Here is a 21,164-nt window from a genome sequence, read left to right on the forward strand (position 1 = left end):
GCAGAAGCTAAAGTAGCCAAGATTCAAGAATTATTGGTGAAACTGGAGACACTCTCGGAACAGGTAACACCTGTTGTCATGGACATTAAAGAACTCCTGGGCATTGAACTGCATGGCGTGAAGAAGGGCAAGTAAAAATATTAAAAGGGAGTGTCGCAAACTACTTTTGATCAGTAGATTATGACAACTCCCTTTTTTCTTCCTCCGGTCACTTAGACAACCTGTGTAAAATAAATAAAGGCGGCCACCAGCAAAAATCCTATGCCGATCATGAACTTAATATCCAAACTTATCCCCTCCCACAGCCTTTGCTATTATTATAACGAGGGTGTGGGTAAAATTAAATATGGTTCAAAAGGAATTGGACACCTGGACGCGAATATCTACCAAAAAGAGAGGGGGCATGTTTCGTGGATATTAGTTCCATTGCATCCTACATTGCAATTATTATTGTGGTTATCGTGATCTTTAGAATGATCGGTAAAGGTGGCTGAGGCTGCAAATAAGCTGTACCGTGTGTACAGCTATCATTTTATCCAAATTACGAAAGAGTTCGACATAGAAATGCCACCCTATGTCATTTTACAACTCCTACGAAGAAAGCGAAACAATATGAAAAAATACCCTATGTATTATTTCAATTCCATATCTTGCATTATTACATTACAGTACAGCGTTCCAAATTGACTTACTGCACAAAACATGATACCCTTCTTATACCCATAGGGGTATAAGGGGGTGAGCTTATGCGCCAGTGCATGGATACGGATAATCTTCATAGAAGATTAAATAAAATCATGGGGCAAATAAAAGCCATTGATAAAATGATAGAAGAAGATATCCCCTGCGAAGATATACTTGTTCAAATCAATGCTGCCAAAGGTGCTTTACACAAAGTTGGGCAAGTTGTACTTGAAGGACACTTAAATCACTGTGTACGAGAGGGCATTGAACACGGGGACGCTGACAAAACGATTTCCAAGTTTGCAAAAGCTGTTGAACACTTTTCACGCATGACGTAAAAAAGTGATATTCCTAAAGCAGTCGATTTTCGGCTGCTTTTTCTATTGACAAAAGCATACCTATAGGGGTATGCTTTTGTCAAATATACATATACCCCTATAGGTATAAAGGAGCGATGTTTTTGATTGCCTTTTTTAGGGATTTTTTTAGAGATGATGAAAAGCCGACTATTCTATTTCTCTGTCTTTCTTTGATGTCCTTGATTATTAGTTTCTTTAATATTGGAGAACTTCCCATTGATGCGGCATGGCTTGCTATTTTGCTCTGCGGTATCCCGATCATTAAGGGCGCGATTGTCGGACTCGTCACCGAGTTTGATATAAAGGCTGACGTATTGGTTTCGATTGCTTTAGTCGCTTCGGTTGTGATCGGTGAGGTATTTGCCGCCGGTGAAGTTGCTTTCATCATGACGATTGGTGCATTTTTGGAAGAACGGACAGTCGCGAAAGCCCGTGCCGGAATTGAAAAGTTAGTACATTTATCACCTACCACGGCAAGAGTAGTGCGAAATGGTGAAGAAAGTATGATACCTGCTGAACAGGTTGTTGTCGGTGATACTCTCCGGGTGTTAGCCGGAGAAGCAATCGCGGTAGACGGTGTTATTATAAAAGGTCAAACCTCAATTGACCAATCGGTTATGACAGGTGAAGCACTTCCAGTTGACAAGAACGAGGGCGATGAAGTTCAGAGCGGGACGGTTAACCAATTTGGAACCTTTGATATGACCGCAACAAAAGTTGGCGAAGATAGTTCCCTGCAACGTATGATACGGCTTGTTGAGTCGGCTGACGCAGGAAGGGCAAAAATAGTTGGAATGGCTGACCGTTGGGCAACCTGGATTGTTGTTATCGCTCTCGTATCGGCAGGACTTACATGGTACTTTACGGATGAAATTATCCGTGCCGTTACCATTCTTGTTGTTTTCTGCCCCTGTGCATTGGTGCTTGCCACTCCAACCGCAATCATGGCGGGTATTGGCAATGCAACAAAATATGGTATCCTCGTTAGTCGAGGGGACGCATTGGAGCGTTTAGCGAAAGTACGGTGTATTGCATTTGATAAAACTGGAACGCTTACATACGGTAAGCCGTCCGTGGTACAAGTGGAAAGCTGTTCACCTGATATGGATAACGATCGCTTGCTTGGAATGGTGGCATCCGCAGAACTACGCTCTGAACACCCTCTGGGAAAAGCGATTGTTGCTCATTATAGGCAAGTAAGCGGCACCCCTCCAAAAGAACCGGAAGCATTTCAATTATTGCCGGGACGTGGTGTTGTGGCGACAGTACAAGGGCATGAAATTTTTGCAGGGAATGAAGCACTCATTGCAGACCATGATTTAGAAATACCAAAACAGCTTGAAGAAAGGGCAAATGGCGCAAAAGCAGACGGCAGTACGGTTATTTATGTAATGGATAAAACGCGCTTAATTGGTTTAATTGCACTTTCCGATACACTTCGTCCCGATGCGGCGCAGACGATTAAAGATATTTCTGCAACAGGCACTAAAACGGTTCTTCTTACGGGTGATACATCACAAGCCGCTAATCATATTGCGAGTATCGCGGGCATTGCAGATGTGAGGTCAAACTGCTTGCCGGAAGATAAGTTAATTGCTATCCGTCAATATCAGGAAAATGGAGAACCTATTTGCATGGTAGGCGACGGGATTAACGACGCGCCGGCCCTCAAAGCTGCCCAAGTCGGCATTGCAATGGGCGGCATTGGAAGCGATATAGCCATTGAAGCTGCGGATATTGCCCTGGTCGGTGATGATATTCGGGAAATCCATCATCTTATCTTGCTTTCACGAAAGGTAATGAAAACAATTAATATCAACCTTGCAGCTTCTATGATACTCAATTTTGCTGCGATTGCATTAGCGATTACTGGCATACTTAATCCTGTGGTCGGTGCTCTCGTACATAATGTAGGTTCTGTGGCGGTTATCATCAATTCATCCTTGCTCTTAAAGTGGAGGAAATAAGAAATGAAAGATCTTTATTAGAAGAAGCGCCCTTGCCTACAGGTTGTCTTGCCGCTGGTTGGATGACAGGGTTTTCTTTCAACCCATCGCCCGGCAAACATGCCGGACGAACAACAAAAAGCTCCAGAGGTCTTCTCTGAAGCTTTTTATTGATCCCGCTCACACGATAGGCTTGGCACAAGCCAAACTTTTCTAAATAAGAATTAAGCCGGTTCCGAATGATTTTTTGTTTGTCGGGCCTTTACATGATCCATATAACGGTTAGTTTCTGAGATAATAACACCGGTTAAACCGAGTAAAGCGATTAGGTTTGGCAGAGCCATTAAGCCATTAACGATATCTGCCAAGAGCCAAATCGCCTCCAGTTTCAAAAAGGCACCGGTTGCCACTAGGCCAATAAAAATTACGCGATAAGCCTTAATACTTTTAACACCAAAGAGATACTCACAACAGCGTTCTCCATAATAATTCCAGCCCAGAATAGTGGTAAAGGCAAAGAGAACCAAACCAACCGTTAAAATCACTGGCCCAAAGCCAGGAATGGCAGCTAGGAAAGCGTCGTTGGTCATGGCAGCACCCTTGGCTTCGCCTGTCCAAACGCCAGTAACCACCAAAGACAGTCCTGTCATGGTACAAATGATAATGGTATCAATAAAGGTACCCGTCATGGATATTAGTCCCTGTTCCGCAGGCCATTTTGTTTTTGCCGCAGCCGCTGCAATGGGGGCACTACCCAAACCTGATTCATTGGAGAAAACACCCCTGGCCACACCACTTCGAATGGCCAACATAATAGAGGCACCCAGGAAGCCACCAGCCGCAGCAGTACCAGAAAAGGCACTGGTAATAATCAAATTTACAGCATCCGGTAACTTGTCAGCAAATGTAACTAAGATATAAATACAACTTAAAACGTAGAAAACAGCCATAAAGGGTACAATTTTGGTGGCAACCCGGGAAATACTTTTTAATCCACCAATGGTAACCAAAGCAACCAGCACAGTAACAACTGCCGCGGTGATGTAAACAGGAATACCTAAGGATAGTTTACAGGTATCTACAATGGCATTGACCTGGGGGAAGGTACCAATGCCAAAAAAGGCTACCAGCACACCACTGGCCGCAAACATGATGGCCAAGGGGCGATACTTACGACCCAATCCCCTTTCGATGTAATACATGGGACCACCGGAAACTTGACCATTTTTATCAATGGTACGATATTTGACCGCCAGTAAACCTTCGGCATACTTAGTGGCCATACCAAAAAAAGCAGCCATCCACATCCAAAAGATTGCCCCTGGACCACCGGTGCCTACAGCAGTGGCCACACCTACAATATTGCCAGTACCCACAGTAGCTGCCAATGCCGTACACAAGGCCCCTATGCTGCTAATATCGCCGGTGCCATCATTTTTCGCCCTAAAAATAAGTTTTAAAGCCATTGGTAAACGAGTTAACTGAATAAGCTTAAGTCTTAAAGTTAGCCAAATTCCTGTGCCTACCAACAGCAATAATAGGGGTGGGCCCCAAACAAAACTATCCACTTGATCAAGAATTTTTACATAATCCAATTTCCCCATCTCCCTTTGTGATAAAAAATAAAGAGTCAAATCCAGGATTCGACTCCAGAGAGACAGACAACGGGAAACAAAAGCAAAACAACTAAACCATTGCTTTTTCTTTCACCCTCTGTCCTTTTGCCTGAGAGATTTACAGCCAAACCCGGCTGTTTGCACCTTCGGCGCCCAATAATGGGTCTCTCCAGAGTTCTGTCTATTTACGGTTCCACTTTATCAAAGTACCTGAGAGTTTAACTCCTTCGGCGGGCATCTCTGCCACTCTCCCGCAAATATCATCCAGTTTTTTTATTCAATTGCACAGACTTATTTTAATACTTTTTTCAAGATGTGCAATATTTTAGAAAGATGTTTATATATTCTAATTATTTAATACTTTTGTCCCTTAGGAGTGGACAATTCGAATGTAGTAATATTTACTCTGAGTTATTATTAAGCGAGTAAGCCGGCAAAAAAATACCATATTCTGTTGACAAAATAAAAATCAACGCCATTTTTGGTGGCGTTGATTTTTATTTTGCTTCATCATTTACATGGAGATATCTAAAGGCAAAATCAGCAAAATATAGAAATTCTTGGAATAATTTACGCATAATTTACCCCCCTTTTCCGGTTTAAGAACTTTATCTTAATCAGATTATAGTACCTTCTAGAAAAAATGTAAATCTTCATGTACCACTGAATGAGACCATCTTTCTAAATATAAACAGATTACACCCAGTATATCTTTTAATAACTCAGATTTTTAATAAAAAAATTAATGATTTTCTATTGACTATATTTTTTTAAAATGATATAAATATTATTTTGTGATAATTATATCTTTCTCAACCAAGCATGCTGCTCAAAAATAACGAAATGTCGCCTTCAACCTTTGAAGAACTATAACCAAAGGCTATGTTCGGATGCCCTATTATAAAAATAAGTAATTTGTAGTATTAATTATAGTTATGATAGAATGATTTGGGGAGTATGAGGAAGGTTCCTCCCACGGACTGCAAATCCGCTGGCCTATCTGCGATCCAGATGGGAGTCCGGTTCGATTCCGACTTCTCCCCTCCATCCTTACCAGGGTTTACTCAATTTGGCAGAGCAAAAATCAACAGGTACGGTACAAAAAGCCATATAAACTAATATAAAAAAGGGGTAGATACAAATTGTATCTACCCCTATGTGTGCTCGAAAAGAGAACAACTTCAACTTCATACCGATTTGCCTTGGATTATATGTGAGCCTTCATCATCATGACTCAAGTAATTCTCGTAATTTTTGAAGTGTAGATAATGTATTTACCAATTCTACAGGTGACATATTCGCGTAATATTTATCAGAAACTTGTTGATAAAATGCTTCCGTTTCTTTTTTATAAAGCAACCCTTTTTCGCCTAATTCAATTGAAAATGTACGTTTATCCTCTGTATGTCGCTTTCGAATGACATAGTTTCCCTTTTCAAGTTTTGCTATCTGTTGACTGATAGCACTTTTCGTTATATCCATTTTTTCAGCTAGTTCTGTAGGTGAAGAGTGTGGATGCCTCATAATCATTGTTAACAATACATGTTGTTGGTTATTTAATTTGAAATTGGTATAGGCTCTTTCCTTTTTTTCGAATATAATCCATATGTCTTCAATCACTCGACTGATCTGTTCTGCTATATTTTTCATGTTTTTTCCCCTCACGATTTTTCCGCCAATTTTTTGGGTTTAAATACCTTTTAAATTTTGCGACCACTTCTTTTCCAACGAGTAAAGCACCACTCCAAAACATAATTTCTGCAACTATTATACTGCCTGTAATGATGCCTGCCTTGACCATCGTTGGAAGTGACATAAATGGCACAATGAGCGGAATCAGCCAAAGAATACAAGAGAGGATTAAAAGCCCCATGCCAAGTTTATAAAAAATTGATTTATTTTGCCCCTTTACGCTGGAAACCGTTTCCTTCAACATAAAACCTCCATTGGAATATAATTTAGTTAACTTAACTAAATTATATTCCAATGCTCGGGTGATTACAAGAATAATAAAATAGGGCTTCCAACAAGTAGGCAGTAAACCTGGAGTTACGTGAAGCTCGGTCTACTAGCAAAGAGAAAATATCGTTTAACAAATATAAAAAGGGCAGATACCAATTTGTATCTACCCTAAATATCTTTATGGTGGGACGTACTGGAATCGAACCAGTGACCTCTGCGATGTCAACGCAGCACTCTAGCCATCTGAGCTAACGTCCCTTAAATTTTCAAATAACCTTACGGCAATAATTAATATATACGATGATCATTGTAAAGTCAAGCATAATTTAGGGGTCAGGCTGGCCAGCCTGACCCCCAGTCTTTAATCGAAGATACGTTTATACCAGGCCAGTCGTTCAATATGCTGGTTGGCTATCAGATCCACGGTGCCAATTTCCTTATCGTTTAACACAAATACCATTTTGCCTAGCTTATCCCCCTGTTTAATCGGTGCCCTGGGTATCGGGTTTCGTGTAATTCTACTTTCTATCTTATCACTGTCCATACTGGCTACATAGGCCTCAACCCGATTGGCTGTTACCAAAGCAACCCTTGTCTCTACTCCTTCCAGTACCTGTATTTCAGATACTACCTCATCCTTTTCAATGAGAACTCTCCGCTCTACCTCATTAAAACCATATTCCAGCAGTCTAGTAGCATCATTCCAACGATTATTACTGTTAAGGATAACAACAACCAATTGTCGCCCTTCTCTGGTGGCAGAGGCTATTAAACAATTTCCTGCCCTTGGGGTTGTTCCTGTCTTTACTCCGTCAATCCCTTCAAAATCGGAATGTAACAATCGGTTGGTCGATCTTAAAGTGCGTTGTTTGGGTGGTGTTTTTTCTTCGTCCTCAGTTGTAGTTGTATCCGTGACTTTAGGCAGCCAGGTAATCGTAGCCTCCTTGGTTCGAACAAATTCGGCAAAGGTTTTATTCTTTAATGCATAACAGGTTAATGTTGCTAAATCATTGGCTGTGGTGTAATGGTTAGGATGATGAAAACCGTTTGTATTGGCAAAGCTCGTATTTTTCATGCCCAGGGCAGCAGCCTGATCATTCATCATCTTAATAAATTGATCGTGATCGCCACCAATATGCTCTCCAATGGCTACGGTTGAGTCATTTGCGGAATATAGCAGAGCCGCCTTTAATAAATCCTCCAAATATAACTTATCCCCTGTATTTAAACCAATATCTTGACCCATGGAAACACGGGCAGCCCTCTGAGGAACCGTTACAACATCCTTGAGGTTCCCTTTTTCAATGGCCACAATGGATGTCATCACCTTGGTTAAGCTTGCCGGTTCCCTTCTTTTATCCCCTTCTTTTTCAAAGTGTATTTGCCCGGTTGCCACTTCCATCAAGCAAGCAGCCGAGGCCTTAATTTGGGGCGGCTTACTTGAATCCGTTACTTCAGAGTAAGTCCTTTCGGGAAATAATAGCTGCACACTTAACAAGCATAAAATAACACTTATATATTTTTTAAAATTCACACCTCATCCTCCTCCTGCCCTATTTTGTGTCTATTGGGAATAGGTGATAACAGGAAAAAGTTACAAGATGCGGATAATTTTTAATGCTTTTCACATATTTCCCAACAAACCAAAATACTTATTAGTACAGGAGGTGTAAGTTTTGAAAGTTTTTATTTTTGATTACAGGAAGTTTAAAAAGCATGTACTTCTTTTGGGCGCCTTTATTTTTTGTGCCTGTATTTTTTCGGCGCTTCTATATCAACAACAGATATTGCCTGCCACAGCTAAGAAATATGCTATTTATAAGGTGAAAACAGACCAAAAGGTAGCCGCTCTAACCTTTGATATTAGTTGGGGAACAGAGGTTCCTGGCCCGGTTCTTGATATTTTAAAAGAGCATAATGTAAAATCTACTTTTTTCATCTCAGGACCCTGGGCTGTAAAACATCCCGAGTTTCCTAAAAGGATTGTATCCGATGGACATGAAATAGCAAGTCATGGTGAAGAACACGTCAATCTAAGTGAATATGCCAAATCGGAAGTGAAGAAAAACATTCTTACCTCTCAGGAAAAAATCAAGCAGGTTACCGGCGTCACGCCAACATTAATACGTACACCCAATGGCGATTGGAACGATATGGTGCTAACAACCGCAGAGGAACTAAATTACAAGGTGATTCAGTGGAGTGCCGATTCTCTAGATTGGAAAAAGCCTGGCGTACAGGTTATCGTAGATCGTGTATTGAAAAGGACTCAACCCGGAGCAATTATTTTGATGCATGCCAGCGATACCTGCTCGCAAACACCCGAGGCATTACCCCAGGTGTTGGAAGGTCTTAAGCAGCAGGGTTACCAATTGGTTACTGTCTCTGAGCTTTTGAAATATGGTGATGGAACCATTGATTAAATGATGTTAGGGGGCTGAAAAAGAGCCCCCTTCGCTTTTCTAACGCTAGCAAATAGTATATAATTTTAATAATATTTTTACTTTCCGGGTAACGTATCCAAAACAGCAAAAGGTGATGACATGAAAAAAACCGTCAGTCTTGATAAAAGCATCTATGAATTGGTACGAGAGCACCCAGAAGTAGCCAACATCATGTATGATCTTGGATTTACTGATATTGTTAAACCTGCCATGTTAAACACCGCTGGCAGAGTTATGACCATTGCCAAGGGTGCTGCCCTCAAGAAGATTAATCTGACCACTATCAAACAGACTTTTCAAGAAAAGGGTTTCGAAATTACATAATAAGGAGGAAGATTATTGTCCAGTCAGCATTTTATTAAAAATATTGAATTCTCCAAAGCCATCGAGTTAGAATCGCTGGTGGATTATCAGGAAGGCAGGGTTGTCAGCAGGACTTTAGCACAGGGAAAACACCTAAGTGTTACCCTTTTTGCCTTTGACAAAGGAGAAGAAATCAGTTCCCATTCTTCGTCAGGAGATGCGATGGTCTACATTTTAGACGGGGAATCCGAGATAACCATTGGGTCCGAAAAACATCTGTTAAAAAAAGGTGAGACCATCGTAATGCCAAATAATGTACCTCATGCTTTGATGGCCTTGGAGCGTTTTAAAATGCTTCTAATTGTTGTATTTAGCCAATAAAAGTTTGCTCCCCACGGTTCTCCAGGGGAGCATTTTTTTGGCATGAAAATAATATCTTAACTTATAAACTCTTATCTTTTCAAAATTACCGGGTTTTGGTATAGTTTACTTGCTTCATATCCTTTAAACTAGGGGATAACCTATGATAAAAAAAATTACCCTTGTAATTCTTGCTACTTCCGTCATCGCAGCAATCATCTATTTTATAGGCGTTCATACACTCCCTGCCGGAAGCGCACATTATTTTTCAGATCCAGAAAATCTGGCAGAATACCTTCGGTCCTTTGGGGCTATGACAGTGGTTGTTTGCCTTGCCTTGATGATCCTGCAAACTCTCTTTACTCCCCTACCGCTTTTTCTCTTGGCCGGTGCCAACGGTTTTATCTTTGGCGTCGCATATGGTATTTTATTGACCTTGGCAGGCTCAATGCTTGGATCTACCCTTGCGTTTTACGTAGCTCGGGGTTTCGGCAGAGGGTTCGTATCCCGCTATCTTAAAGAAAGTTACATCCATAAGGTTGACGAAATGAGTCACCGCGAAGGACCCTGGGTAGTTTTTATGGCTCGCTTAATCCCGGTAATTCCTTCCAGTATGATTAGCTATGTTGCCGGGCTTAGTAAAATGACCTTCCGAGGCTTTTTTATTGCAACCGTTGTAGGTAAAATGCCAGAAATTATCATTTATACAGCTTTAGGACATAGCTTTAGTCAAGCTGAGGGTCTGGCAACTAAAGTCACCATCCTACTCATCCTGTTAACCTTACTTGCCTGGCCTTTGTTTGCTCATAAGAGAAAAAACCGTAAAGATAATCATTTGAAAAATTTCTTCTTTAGCAAAAAACCACCGAAAATACCCCCCATTCAGTGAACGGGGGGTATTGCTTTTTAACGCTTTCTTTTTTTCCTGGAATAAAGGTAATAAATTAACAAAGCTCCCAATAAACCCGCCATTAAAAAATCCGCCCGGTGAAACCAGGGTTTTAAAGCCTGCCAATTTTGTCCCAGGGCATATCCGGCATAAACTAAAAGGATACTCCAGGGCAAAGAGCCTAAAAAAGTATAAAGAACAAACCTTTTAAAGTTCATACCTGAGATACCGGCCGGTAAGGAGATAAAGGTCCGGACAATGGGCATCAAACGGGTAAAAAACACCGTAGCCTCCCCGTATTTGCTAAACCAACGGTCTGCCAAGGCCAATTTACTTGGTGTGACGCCAAAATAACGACCATATCTTTGCAAAAAGGGTCGACCACCCCGCAGGCCCAGGTAGTAGGATGCAATGGAACCGAATGTACCCCCTATGGTACCAGCCATTACCGTTTCCCAAAAACCAAGTCTCCCGGTATAAACAAGATAACCGCCAAAGGGAAGTATTACTTCACTGGGCAAGGGGATATTGGCACTTTCAATGGCCATGCCAACCCCCACCCCCCAGTAGCCAAGGGCTGCAATAATTACCGTCACTTGGTGCAGCAGAGGTTCTAAAAAATCGAGCATGATCTCCCCCCTTTGTTCCATTCCCTTTTAATTATACTTTTTGTCCCTCAAAAATATGACCGGGGTTAACAAGCCCCGGTCATCATCCTTTAATTATTGATAACGATTTCATCACCCTGAACCTGCACCTGACACTCCAATAAAGATAAATCCTTTAACGAGAGATAGGTACTGGTATCCTTTTTGAACAAGGGCTGGGTAGATTTTGGCTGGCCGTTTAACATGCTTTTACCCCCATTCGTTGGCAGATGCCAGGTCAAATTACTGCCTGTAACCACAATCCCGTTGTTTTCCCAATGCACCTGGTAACCAAGGGCTTCCATGGTCGGGCGCAGGGGAACAAAATATTCTCCGTTTATCCTTTGTGGGCCAGGGATGGTAAAGGGTTTGTCGTTGATGCTAACCCGATCATTACCATAACGAAGGGTTATTTTTTCCGGCTGCAATAACTGTATTGCCCCATGTAGTTGAAGGGCCAGTGTCACTACCGTGCGATCTGGTCTAAGACCAATACCGTTAATTCTTCGCTCTTTGGGGGTCAAATACTCAGCAGTGGTCATTTTTAGGGCACCACCGTTACCCAAGGGAATAATGTCCTGCACCGTTCCTTTGCCATAACTGTTCGTGCCAAGCAAAGTGGCCATGCCATAATCCTGCAGGGCACCGGCCAAAATTTCTGAAGCACTGGCCGTTTCTCCATTGATTAAAACCACCAGTGGCATCTTTCGAACTACCCCTTCATATTCGGTAGAGTAGGAATCTTTTCTTTTATTACGATCCTCCGTGATAAAAATAGTCTCATCCTTACCCAGTAAATAGGCTGCAATTTCTGCTGCCGAATCCACATAACCCCCACCATTGTTACGTAAATCAATGATAAGTGATTCAGCATTTTTTTCTGTCAGCTCGATCAAGGCATTACCAAATTCCATTCCGGTATCCATACCAAAACTATCAATGGCAATGTAGCCGATTTTATTATTTATCAGCTCACTAAAAACGGTAGGCATATGGACTGTGTTACGGGTAATACTCACTTGGAAGTCTTCTTGGGCAGCCCGTTTAACCGTCAAGGTTACCGTTGTTCCCTTGGTTCCCCGCAACATGCTTACAATATCAGACAGTGACTGACCGGCAATATCTTGGCCATCCACCTGCTGGATGATATCTCCGGTTTGCAGCCCCGCCTGTTGGGCAGGAGATTGTTCCAGTAAACGAACCACCTTAGGATAGGTTCCCTGCATCTCTAACTCTGCACCGATCCCCTCAAAGTTACCATTTAGTTCATCACTAAAATGATCCAATTCACCGGGTGAAAAATAAACCGTATAGGGATCCTTCAATTGATCCAACATCCCCTTGATGCTGGCATTGGCCAACTCCGTGGTATCGGGCTTAGCTAAATGAAATTGACTTATATAACCAAAAACCTCCCCCAGAGTTGCTGCACTATTGATGGCTTCATCCTCTTGGGCATAGGCAGGCATCGTCCAAAGCAGAGAGCCAAAGGATAAAATGACTAGCAAGCGTTTTAACAAACTACCACCTCATAATATTTTAATATGGGATAATTTCGAGATACTTACATAAAATCCCTTCCCTATTTAGCTTCCACTGGTAAAATTAACATGGAGGAAGGTATTTTGCACTTTCCTGAGGAAAATACTAAAAGATGCTTAGAAAAGCTTGGCGCGAGCCTTCGCTTTTCTTATACGATCATCATTAGAATTTTTATACTTTCTGATAGTGTAAATAAGGAAGGTGCTAACTTTGTCCCTCGATACCTTGATTGTAATAGATGGCAATAGTCTGATTCACCGGGCCTTTCATGCCCTCCCGCTGCTTTCAAATAGCAAAGGGGTTATTACCAATGCCGTTTATGGTTTCACCAACATGATCACAAAGATTATTCAGGAACAAGAACCAGGCCTGGTGACGGTGGCCTTTGATAAAGGCAAAGTGACCTTTCGCAACCAGGCATATGCAGCATACAAGGGAACCCGCAAGGCCACGCCCGATGAGCTGCGTCCACAATTTATTTTAGCCCGGGACGTCCTAAAGGCTATGCGTATTCCCTATTTTGAAATGGATGGCTTCGAAGCGGATGATCTCATCGGTACCATTGTCACTCAAGCCGAAGCTGCTGGACTTAACGTGCTAATTCTTACCGGAGATCGAGATGCTTTGCAGTTGGTTTCACCTAAGACTCAGGTTATGCTGACCCGCAAGGGAATCACTGAAACAGATCTTTTTAATGAAGGAAAGGTCTGGGATAAATATGGTGTTACCCCGGAACAGATTGTTGATTTGAAAGGTCTGCAGGGGGATACCTCGGACAATATTCCCGGGGTGGCTGGCATTGGCGAAAAAACCGCCAGTGCCTTGATTAAAGAATATGGCTCCATCGAAAATATCATCAAAAACATAGACAACCTCTCCCCCAGACATCAAAAGTTACTGCGGGGAAGTGAGGAGATTGCACTTTTATCCAAAAAACTAGCAACCATCATTCGTGATGTGCCCATGGATTTGGATTTATCTGCTTGCTCCTGGCGTGGACCAGATAGTGTTAAACTTTTGGAGATTTTTCAAGAACTTGAATTTAAGACTTTAATCAAACAACTTACTACCCCCAAAGTATCTAAAACAGCTAAGGGCCAGCAGGAGCCGGCTGATTTGCCGCCGTTGCAAACTTACCAGGTGGGTTATCGCAACGCCAAGGATCAGGATGACCTGGATGAACTCTTAATTGAGGTGACCAAACAGGGAAAAGTGGCTATTTTCTTAGATGGACAACCGAAAAATGGCATTGAAGCTGCTTACCTTGCCCTGGCCGACCAAGACGTCTATCGATTGGTTATCGAAACCAATTCTGTTTCAGACCCCTGCCTTACGGTACTTAAAGCAATATGTGAATGTGAAACCGTAAAGAAATACTTCCATGATGCCAAGCAAGCCCTCTGGTTGCTGCAGCACCATGGTATTGAACTAAAAGCCTTGGCCGCAGACACCATGGTGTCTGCCTATCTGCTTAACCCCACAGCGGCCACCTACGATATCAATGATATTGCATTGGAGCATCTGGGGATGGTACTTCCCGCCGAGGGGGAAACTGCAAAGGCAGCCAGGGCCGAGGCCATTCGACTGCTGGCCCAGAAATTATATGATAAACTGGCGGAACGTCAGGAAGACAGACTGCTTGCCGAAGTGGAATTGCCTTTGGTACGTATCTTGGCAGAAATGGAGATCGCCGGGGTAGCCGTTGACAAACAAGGATTAAAGGAAATGTCCACGGAGTTGAAGGAAATAACAGAAAAACTAACCGCCCAAATACATGAACTGGCTGGGGAAACCTTTAATGTTAATTCAACCAAACAGCTTGCCACCATTCTTTTTGATAAACTCAAATTGCCAGTCTTAAAAAAGACCAAGACCGGTTACTCCACCGATGCAGAGGTACTGGAAAAACTAGCCGAAGAGCACGCCATCGTGGCGCTGCTGCTGGAATACCGACAACTGGCCAAATTAAAATCCACCTATGCCGATGGCTTAGCAGCCTTGATAGACCAGGTTAGTGGACGGTTGCATTCAACCTTTCACCAAACAGTTACGGCCACCGGCCGATTATCCAGCGCGGAACCAAATTTGCAAAACATTCCCATACGGCTGGAAACTGGCAGAAAAATTCGCAAGGTGTTTATTCCCCGTCAAAAGGGTAACCTACTATTAACTGCGGATTATTCACAAATAGAATTAAGGGTCCTGGCCCATATGTCCCAGGATAAAAGCTTTCTGGATGCCTTTCGCCTGGGGCAAGATATTCATACGCGAACCGCTTCGGAGGTCTTTGGCATACCCATGGAACTCGTAACCTCCGACATGCGTGGTAAAGCCAAGGCCGTAAACTTCGGCATTGTTTATGGCATCAGTGATTTTGGCTTGGCCAGAGACTTAAAGGTTAGCCGAAACGAGGCCAAGGGCTATATCGAGCACTATTTTGCCCGTTGCCCCGGTGTCAGGCAATATATTGACCGGGTCATCAAGGAAGCTAAGGAAACCGGCTATGTCAGCACACTTTTAAATCGACGCCGTTACCTGCCGGAGCTTTTTAGCAAAAATTTTAATATCCGTCACTTTGGCGAAAGAGCGGCCATGAATACACCCATCCAAGGCACCGCTGCGGATATCATAAAGCTGGCCATGGTTAAAATACATCGGGAATTAAAGGCCCAGCAATTTTCTTCACAAATGGTATTACAAGTACACGACGAATTGATTTTTGATGCCCCGGAAAACGAAATTGAACCTCTCATTAAATTAGTTCGCCAATGTATGGAAAATGCCTTAACCCTTGATGTCCCCCTGGTTGTGGATATCAAGCTTGGCTCCAATTGGTACGAAGCAAAACCCATTTAATCCTCTGTCCTGGAGGTGGACAAATGCCTGAATTGCCAGAGGTAGAAACTGTCGTTCGATCCTTAGAAAAACATTTAGCGGGACTTACCATCACGGACGTGGATCTGCTAAAGGAAGAAGTAATCCGTTCACCCCGAACTGAAATTTTTTTGGAACAAGTTATTGGCAGGAAGTTCCAAAAGGCACTAGGCCGTCGGGGTAAATACATGCTCATCCATTTAAGCGACGGTTTAACACTGGTTGTTCATCTTAGAATGACCGGTAAATTAGTTTATTGTGATGCTGAATTACCGAAGGAAAAACATACCCACGTAATTTTTCATTTGGATGATGGTAAACATTTAAGATTTGCCGATGTGAGACGTTTTGGGCGCATCAGTCTCGTGCCTACCACCGAAATAGACATGATGCCCGGCCTCAGGGAAATGGGCCCTGAGCCTTTGGCGAATGAATTTAGCAGGGAATATTTAAAGAAAGAACTGCGTCGTAGAAGAACTCGTATTAAACCCTTGCTGCTGGATCAGTGTTTTGTTGCCGGTTTAGGCAATATCTATGTAGATGAGGCTTTGCATCGGGCAAAGATCCATCCCGAACGTTTAGCACCGGATTTAACCACCAGGGAAGCCTCTGGTCTGCACAAGGCCATTGTGGAAGTTATTTCGGACGGCATACAGCACCGGGGCACCAGCTTTCGGGATTATGTTGACGGGGAAGGTCGTTCCGGCAGCTTTCAGAAACATTTAAGAGTTTATAACCGCGAAGAGCTTCCTTGCTTCAACTGTGGTAAACCGATTCGCCGCATTAAGGTGTCTGGCAGGAGTTCTTATTACTGCCCATCCTGCCAAAAAGCCAAATAGTAGCACGCACCCCTTTTTATGCCCCCTCATAGTCTGTAAGTGAAAGATAATTGACTGGGGGGGAAGTCATGGAATTGCTCGCTTTGGTTGCCTTTGCCCTGGCCCTAAACATGGATGCCCTGGGCACTGGGGTAGCCTATGGGATACGAAAAATTCGTATTCCATTTTTGTCACTGCTAATTATTAGCGGTATGTCTGTAATAACCATTGTTTTTTCAATGTCCGCAGGACAAATGGTCTCACAATTAATTTCGCCAACCTTTGCCCACAGACTGGGTGGTATACTTTTGTTATTGGTTGGAGTTTGGATTCTCATTCAATCTGTCAAGGATACCAGACAAGAGAGTACCGATGATTTATCTGATCTTGAGCGAACGGTAATGCGGATCCGTATTAAATCATTGGGTTTGGTAATTCAAATTTTGCGAGAGCCCGCCAAAGCTGACCTGGATAAATCCGGTGTCATTTCCTCCCGCGAGGCCTTGCTCTTAGGTCTTGCTTTGTCTATGGACGCCTTTGGTGCAGGCTTTGCCGTATCCATGTTTGGTTTTAGTATCCCTTTAACAGCCACAGTGGTGGGCTTGGGACACATTTTACTAACCTATTGCGGCTTAATAATAGGAAAATATTGCGCCTGCAGTTCCCTGGGTCGTCAACTGGCCATGCTGCCTGGCTGTATCCTAATTATTTTAGGTATCTTTAAAATTAAATGATTCTTGTCAGTTAAGGAGTTGTGGTTTATGATTATTGGGTTAACCGGCAATATTGCCAGTGGCAAGAGTACAGTGGGCAGATATTTACAAAGTTTAGGTGCCAAAGTGATTGATACCGACCGGATAGCTCGAGAAATTGTTTTACCAAATACCCCGGCCCTAAAGGAGATTGTTTCCTCCTTTGGGTCGGGTGTTTTAAATGAGGATCTAACATTAGATAGGGAAAAATTAGCGGCCATTGTATTTAATGACTCTCAGGCCAGAAAGAAATTAGAACATATTACCCATCCCCGTATTGAGGAAGAAATAAGACGACAAATTAAATATTTTTCCCAAGTCGATCCCTCTTCGGTGATTATTCTGGAGGTGCCCCTACTCATCGAAGTGGGCTGGCACAAATGGGTGGATCAGGTTTGGTTAGTGACAGTTGACGAAGGGGTACAAATTGATCGTCTAATACAAAGGGACAAGCTTTCCCTGGAGCAAGCAAAAGGGCGCATTGCCAGCCAAATGCCTCAGCAAGAAAAAATGAAACATGCGGATGTCATTATTAATAACTCGAATTCGCCAGAGCAGGTAAAAGAAAAAATAAAAGCTCTATGGGACAATTTAGTAGGTTTTAATCATTATTAACCATTTACTGGTATATAATTAGTATAGCCGTCCGCTTTAAAAGCTTTGGGAGATGGCCCAAGGCCATCAATAATTGCAGGAGTGATTAAGGTGATTTTACGACGCAAAAAAAGAAAGGGAATAAAAAGACGACTCCTGCTGCTGGCCTTACTGTTGCTGTTGTGGTTTAGTCACAAAGAAATCGGACGTTCGTGGTACCCCTTTGAGCATCAGGAATTGATTTATCATTACTCGGAGGTCAATCAGCTAGACCCCTTACTGGTCGTGTCGGTTATCAAGACGGAAAGTAATTTTAATTCCCAAGCCACTTCCCCCAAGGGTGCCCGGGGACTTATGCAGATTATGCCAAGCACGGCCAATTGGATATCGCAGCAAATTAGCAAAGAACCCTTGCAACCTGAGGAACTTTTCAACCCGGAAACCAATATTCGTCTCGGCACCTGGTATCTGGCCGATTTATTTGAAGGCTTTAAAAATGACCCGGTTTTAGTTATCGCCGCCTATAATGCCGGGCGAGGCAACGTAACACGCTGGCTAAATGAACAGCATTGGACCGGCGAAAGAAAGACCATCGACCAGATCCCCTTCATGGAAACCAGACAATATATCCGGCGGGTACAATGGAACCAGAAGATGTATCATTATTTGTATGATACGAAGTAACAAACAAACTGATCGTTACAGGGGTGCTTGCGCCATTGAACTAAATACCAAAAAATTTGGCAGGTCTGTTTAGCAAAACAGGCCTGCTTTTTATTCTATTGGAAATTATGCTTTCTTGAACCGATAACTTTGTCATCCTTCACTAACGCTCCGGATGACATACCAATTTAATCACCCCTCGGACGAATTGTTCCCCTTTTTTGGCAGATCTTAACTGACGAAAAACAGCATAAATAAATGTATAATTGACATATATACTGCACTTACACGGAGAAAACAGATGAAAAAACTCTTTATCCCAGCAAAAAAAATATTTAACCGAAGAACGATCTCAACCTTCATTGCCTGGGCGTTTTTTATTAGTTTGGTGGGCTGGGTCTGGGTTGCCCTGGGTTGGTGGTTGCTTGGTAAGCTGTGGTGGCATGAGTTAGTTGTTCCCCGCAGTGTTTTATCAACTGTACAGGCCATGCTCTTAATAACAGTTTGGTCCAGTATGGTTCTTGGTTTCTTTATTTTCTGGGCCCGTTATAACTATAAAAGGTATTTTATCAAAGACAAACGACAGTACAAGCCACTCGAAACCCAGTCACCTGCCTTAAATTGGCAGGAAAGAATCTTTGATCCGAGTTATTCGTCATCAGCCGTCAGCCCTCAGTTTAAGGAAGGATAGCCCTTTAACTTGCCGGTGGCTGATGGCTAAAACTGCCCCGGAAAGGAGCATAAACCTTTGCAGAATATTCTCTACTCCATTGGCTACTTCACATTCCTCTATCCAGTGATCATGAGTGTTATCTGGATTGTCGGGGGTTTATTTTTTTGGTGGTATAAGGAGAGGAAAAAACAAAGGATAAAATTCCCTGGGGATTGGCCAGCGGTAACCCTCCTGGTTCCTTGCCACAACGAAGCAATCAGCCTGGATGCCACCTGTGATGCTTTGAGCAGGCTAAGTTACCCAGACCTTCGGGTCGTTTTTATTGACGATGCCTCCACCGACAATACGGCTGACCTAATCCGCAAATGGCTGCCCAAAGTTCCCTTTTTCCACCTTTTGCGTTTAACAAGCAACCGGGGTAAAGCGATGGCATTAAATTGTGGCTTACAAGGGGCTGTTCACACACCAATAACGGTCATTATTGATGCGGATACTTTGATTACTACAGATACCATAAAATGGCTAGTGGCTCCCTTTACTTACAGGCCCCGTTTAGGTGCTGTAACAGGAAATCCCCTGGTATATAATCGTGATAATTCACTGGAGAATCTTCAGACAGCGGAATTTGCTTCAATTCTAGGGCTAATTAAGCGTTCCCAACGTTCCCTGGGTCGGGTGCTGACGATATCCGGTTGTCTTACTGCCTTTCGTACCGATGTACTAAAGGAAATTGGCGGTTTTTCCTCCCGTTCTGCCACCGAGGACATCGATATTACCTGGGCCATTCAAAAAAGCTTTCACGAGGTTTGGTTTGAACCCCGGGCCGTGGGTTATATCCAGGCTCCTAGAACATTTAAGGAATTTTGGAAGCAACGGTGTCGCTGGGCATTAGGGGGGTGGCATCTCTTACGAAGCCACAAAAATATCTTTAGCCGTTGGTACTGGCGAAGACTCTGGCCAGTCTATTTAGATTTTGTCATTAGTTACATCTGGTCCTTTTGCCTGGTGCTGGGCACACTTCTTTGGTTTATTACTTTTTTAATAGGTATAGAACCCCTCGGCTTGTCCCCTTTTCCCGCCTGGTATGGTGCTGTGATCAGTTTTATTTGTTTAGTCCAATTTGGTGCTGCACTATTGACAAATCACCAGTATGATAGCAAGCTTTACCATAGCTTTTTCTGGGTTCCCTGGTATCCGTTATTCTACTTTTCCATCGGTGCCTTAACCGTGGTATGGACAAGCTACCGGGGACTCTTCGGAAAGCTTGAATCAGCCGGCAAATGGAAAAGCCCGGCCAGAAATTCTCTGCCGGGCTCCTGGTAAATTGAATTAGCTTCTTGGCAAACTCAAAATAGTAGGATAAAGCGGCCCTGGCCCCACTTCTATGGTAGAAATGATTCGATTGGTGGTGGTAAGCCTACCGCCATCTTCATTTTTAAACAAGTAAGGGAACGGTCGAGGCCGTTCCCTTACTTATTCGATACAATTCCGTATAAAAAGGTGTTCAGTACAGTTGTAAAGGCTTCTTCAATGGTTAGGTTATTTTCAACCACAAAGGTTGGGTTCACCACTGCCCGGACCGTTGCTAGGAGAGATGCCGTGACGATGGTAGGATTTATTTCTTTGAAATATCCTTCTTTACTTCCCTCAAGCATGATTTGAATCAGGTACTTAATTTTTTCCGCTCGAAACTGCTCCACTTGTTCCCAAATATCCGGATAATGCCGCTGTAATTCACTTAAAACCCTGGGTGATAGAACTCGTAGACGTTCAGAAATCAGTTTAACAAAAAGGGTGATTTTTTCAATGGGATTTACTGCACTTTGCAGTACGCAAAACACTTCTTGTTCTACATCAGCCATAAATTGCTGCATCACCGCCGCGATGATTTCTTCCTTGCTCTTAAAATAACGATAAATCGTACGCTTACTCATATTATTACGGGCTGCCAGTTCATCCACCGTGGCCCCGTAAAAACCCTTTTCTTCTGCCAATTCCCTGAAAAGGACAATAATCTTCTCCCTTGTATCCATCCAAT

At 42.9% G+C, this 21,164-nt stretch carries 20 protein-coding genes, 2 tRNA genes and 2 riboswitches; of the genes, 14 read left to right on the top strand and 8 right to left on the bottom strand.

The genetic code is table 11. The features are described 5' to 3' along the window. Positions 1-746: 746 nt before the first annotated feature. Entirely contained in the window at positions 747-1,022 is a 276-nt protein-coding gene (locus tag AC1U9Z_RS14740) for a metal-sensing transcriptional repressor (RefSeq protein WP_333529481.1), read from the top strand. A gap of 116 nt (positions 1,023-1,138) precedes the next feature. After that, positions 1,139-3,010, top strand: a complete 1,872-nt coding sequence (locus AC1U9Z_RS14745) for a heavy metal translocating P-type ATPase (RefSeq protein WP_479958150.1) — start codon at positions 1,139-1,141, stop codon at positions 3,008-3,010. A gap of 203 nt (positions 3,011-3,213) precedes the next feature. Here the strand turns inward: AC1U9Z_RS14745 and AC1U9Z_RS14750 are convergent, their stop codons facing one another. Then, positions 3,214-4,593 carry an alanine/glycine:cation symporter family protein gene (locus AC1U9Z_RS14750; protein WP_479958172.1) on the bottom strand — a complete coding sequence of 460 codons (1,380 nt, stop codon included), beginning with the start codon at positions 4,591-4,593 and terminating at the stop codon, positions 3,214-3,216. 99 nt (positions 4,594-4,692) lie between these two features. Then, positions 4,693-4,788, bottom strand: a riboswitch (glycine riboswitch). 8 nt (positions 4,789-4,796) lie between these two features. Beyond that, positions 4,797-4,869: riboswitch (glycine riboswitch) on the bottom strand. Between the two features lie 686 nt (positions 4,870-5,555). Here AC1U9Z_RS14750 and AC1U9Z_RS14755 point away from each other — a divergent pair. Beyond that, a tRNA-Cys gene (locus AC1U9Z_RS14755) sits at positions 5,556-5,652 on the top strand. Positions 5,653-5,832: 180 nt separating this feature from the next. On the opposite strand, the gene AC1U9Z_RS14760 is transcribed toward AC1U9Z_RS14755, so the two are convergent. The 4 genes from AC1U9Z_RS14760 to AC1U9Z_RS14775 all read right to left on the bottom strand — a co-directional run bounded on the left by AC1U9Z_RS14760 (position 5,833) and on the right by AC1U9Z_RS14775 (position 8,101). Continuing rightward, positions 5,833-6,255 carry a MarR family winged helix-turn-helix transcriptional regulator gene (locus tag AC1U9Z_RS14760; RefSeq protein WP_333529479.1) on the bottom strand — a complete coding sequence of 141 codons (423 nt, stop codon included), beginning with the start codon at positions 6,253-6,255 and terminating at the stop codon, positions 5,833-5,835. Then, positions 6,218-6,538: a transporter suffix domain-containing protein gene (locus tag AC1U9Z_RS14765; RefSeq protein WP_479958151.1), complete on the bottom strand. Its 321-nt coding sequence runs from the start codon at positions 6,536-6,538 to the stop codon at positions 6,218-6,220. The genes AC1U9Z_RS14760 and AC1U9Z_RS14765 overlap by 38 nt, the downstream gene beginning before the upstream one ends. 210 nt (positions 6,539-6,748) lie before the next feature. Further along, positions 6,749-6,825 (bottom strand) — tRNA-Val (locus AC1U9Z_RS14770). Positions 6,826-6,928: 103 nt separating this feature from the next. Next, positions 6,929-8,101, bottom strand: coding sequence for a D-alanyl-D-alanine carboxypeptidase family protein (locus AC1U9Z_RS14775; protein ID WP_479958152.1), 1,173 nt, complete (start codon positions 8,099-8,101; stop codon positions 6,929-6,931). A 142-nt stretch (positions 8,102-8,243) separates the two neighbouring features. Between AC1U9Z_RS14775 and pdaB the strand changes: the two genes are divergently transcribed. The 4 genes from pdaB to AC1U9Z_RS14795 all read left to right on the top strand — a co-directional run bounded on the left by pdaB (position 8,244) and on the right by AC1U9Z_RS14795 (position 10,563). Continuing rightward, on the top strand, positions 8,244-8,990 hold the full coding sequence (gene pdaB, locus AC1U9Z_RS14780; RefSeq protein WP_479958153.1) for a polysaccharide deacetylase family sporulation protein PdaB: 747 nt from the start codon (positions 8,244-8,246) through the stop codon (positions 8,988-8,990). A 120-nt stretch (positions 8,991-9,110) separates the two neighbouring features. Beyond that, entirely contained in the window at positions 9,111-9,335 is a 225-nt protein-coding gene (locus AC1U9Z_RS14785) for a DUF1858 domain-containing protein (RefSeq protein WP_333531116.1), read from the top strand. Positions 9,336-9,350: 15 nt separating this feature from the next. Further along, complete coding sequence (locus AC1U9Z_RS14790; protein WP_333531115.1) at positions 9,351-9,695, top strand: cupin domain-containing protein; 345 nt, start codon at positions 9,351-9,353, stop codon at positions 9,693-9,695. A 142-nt stretch (positions 9,696-9,837) separates the two neighbouring features. Beyond that, the gene (locus AC1U9Z_RS14795) at positions 9,838-10,563 is read left to right on the top strand and encodes a TVP38/TMEM64 family protein (RefSeq protein WP_333531114.1); all 726 of its coding nucleotides are present in this window, start codon (positions 9,838-9,840) and stop codon (positions 10,561-10,563) included. Between the two features lie 17 nt (positions 10,564-10,580). On the opposite strand, the gene AC1U9Z_RS14800 is transcribed toward AC1U9Z_RS14795, so the two are convergent. Both AC1U9Z_RS14800 and AC1U9Z_RS14805 read right to left on the bottom strand, forming a co-directional pair. Next, positions 10,581-11,192 (bottom strand): DedA family protein, encoded by a 612-nt coding sequence (locus AC1U9Z_RS14800; protein WP_333531113.1) that lies wholly within the window; start codon positions 11,190-11,192, stop codon positions 10,581-10,583. 89 nt (positions 11,193-11,281) lie between these two features. Continuing rightward, positions 11,282-12,730 (bottom strand): S41 family peptidase, encoded by a 1,449-nt coding sequence (locus AC1U9Z_RS14805; RefSeq protein WP_479958154.1) that lies wholly within the window; start codon positions 12,728-12,730, stop codon positions 11,282-11,284. Positions 12,731-12,962: 232 nt separating this feature from the next. Between AC1U9Z_RS14805 and polA the strand changes: the two genes are divergently transcribed. The 7 genes from polA to AC1U9Z_RS14840 all read left to right on the top strand — a co-directional run bounded on the left by polA (position 12,963) and on the right by AC1U9Z_RS14840 (position 20,449). Beyond that, positions 12,963-15,608 carry a DNA polymerase I gene (gene polA, locus AC1U9Z_RS14810; RefSeq protein ID WP_479958155.1) on the top strand — a complete coding sequence of 882 codons (2,646 nt, stop codon included), beginning with the start codon at positions 12,963-12,965 and terminating at the stop codon, positions 15,606-15,608. A gap of 23 nt (positions 15,609-15,631) precedes the next feature. After that, on the top strand, positions 15,632-16,465 hold the full coding sequence (mutM, locus tag AC1U9Z_RS14815; protein WP_333531110.1) for a bifunctional DNA-formamidopyrimidine glycosylase/DNA-(apurinic or apyrimidinic site) lyase: 834 nt from the start codon (positions 15,632-15,634) through the stop codon (positions 16,463-16,465). Positions 16,466-16,533: 68 nt separating this feature from the next. Beyond that, positions 16,534-17,178 carry a sporulation membrane protein YtaF gene (gene ytaF, locus AC1U9Z_RS14820; RefSeq protein ID WP_479958156.1) on the top strand — a complete coding sequence of 215 codons (645 nt, stop codon included), beginning with the start codon at positions 16,534-16,536 and terminating at the stop codon, positions 17,176-17,178. A gap of 27 nt (positions 17,179-17,205) precedes the next feature. After that, positions 17,206-17,811 (top strand): dephospho-CoA kinase, encoded by a 606-nt coding sequence (gene coaE / locus AC1U9Z_RS14825; RefSeq protein WP_479958157.1) that lies wholly within the window; start codon positions 17,206-17,208, stop codon positions 17,809-17,811. A 90-nt stretch (positions 17,812-17,901) separates the two neighbouring features. Beyond that, on the top strand, positions 17,902-18,474 hold the full coding sequence (locus tag AC1U9Z_RS14830; RefSeq protein WP_479958158.1) for a lytic transglycosylase domain-containing protein: 573 nt from the start codon (positions 17,902-17,904) through the stop codon (positions 18,472-18,474). 280 nt (positions 18,475-18,754) lie between these two features. After that, complete coding sequence (locus AC1U9Z_RS14835; RefSeq protein ID WP_479958159.1) at positions 18,755-19,144, top strand: hypothetical protein; 390 nt, start codon at positions 18,755-18,757, stop codon at positions 19,142-19,144. A gap of 57 nt (positions 19,145-19,201) precedes the next feature. Continuing rightward, positions 19,202-20,449 carry a glycosyltransferase gene (locus AC1U9Z_RS14840; protein WP_479958160.1) on the top strand — a complete coding sequence of 416 codons (1,248 nt, stop codon included), beginning with the start codon at positions 19,202-19,204 and terminating at the stop codon, positions 20,447-20,449. Between the two features lie 146 nt (positions 20,450-20,595). On the opposite strand, the gene AC1U9Z_RS14845 is transcribed toward AC1U9Z_RS14840, so the two are convergent. After that, entirely contained in the window at positions 20,596-21,159 is a 564-nt protein-coding gene (locus AC1U9Z_RS14845; protein ID WP_479958161.1) for a TetR/AcrR family transcriptional regulator, read from the bottom strand. Positions 21,160-21,164 lie beyond the last annotated feature (5 nt).

This window comes from Desulfotomaculum sp. (genome assembly GCF_982386235.1).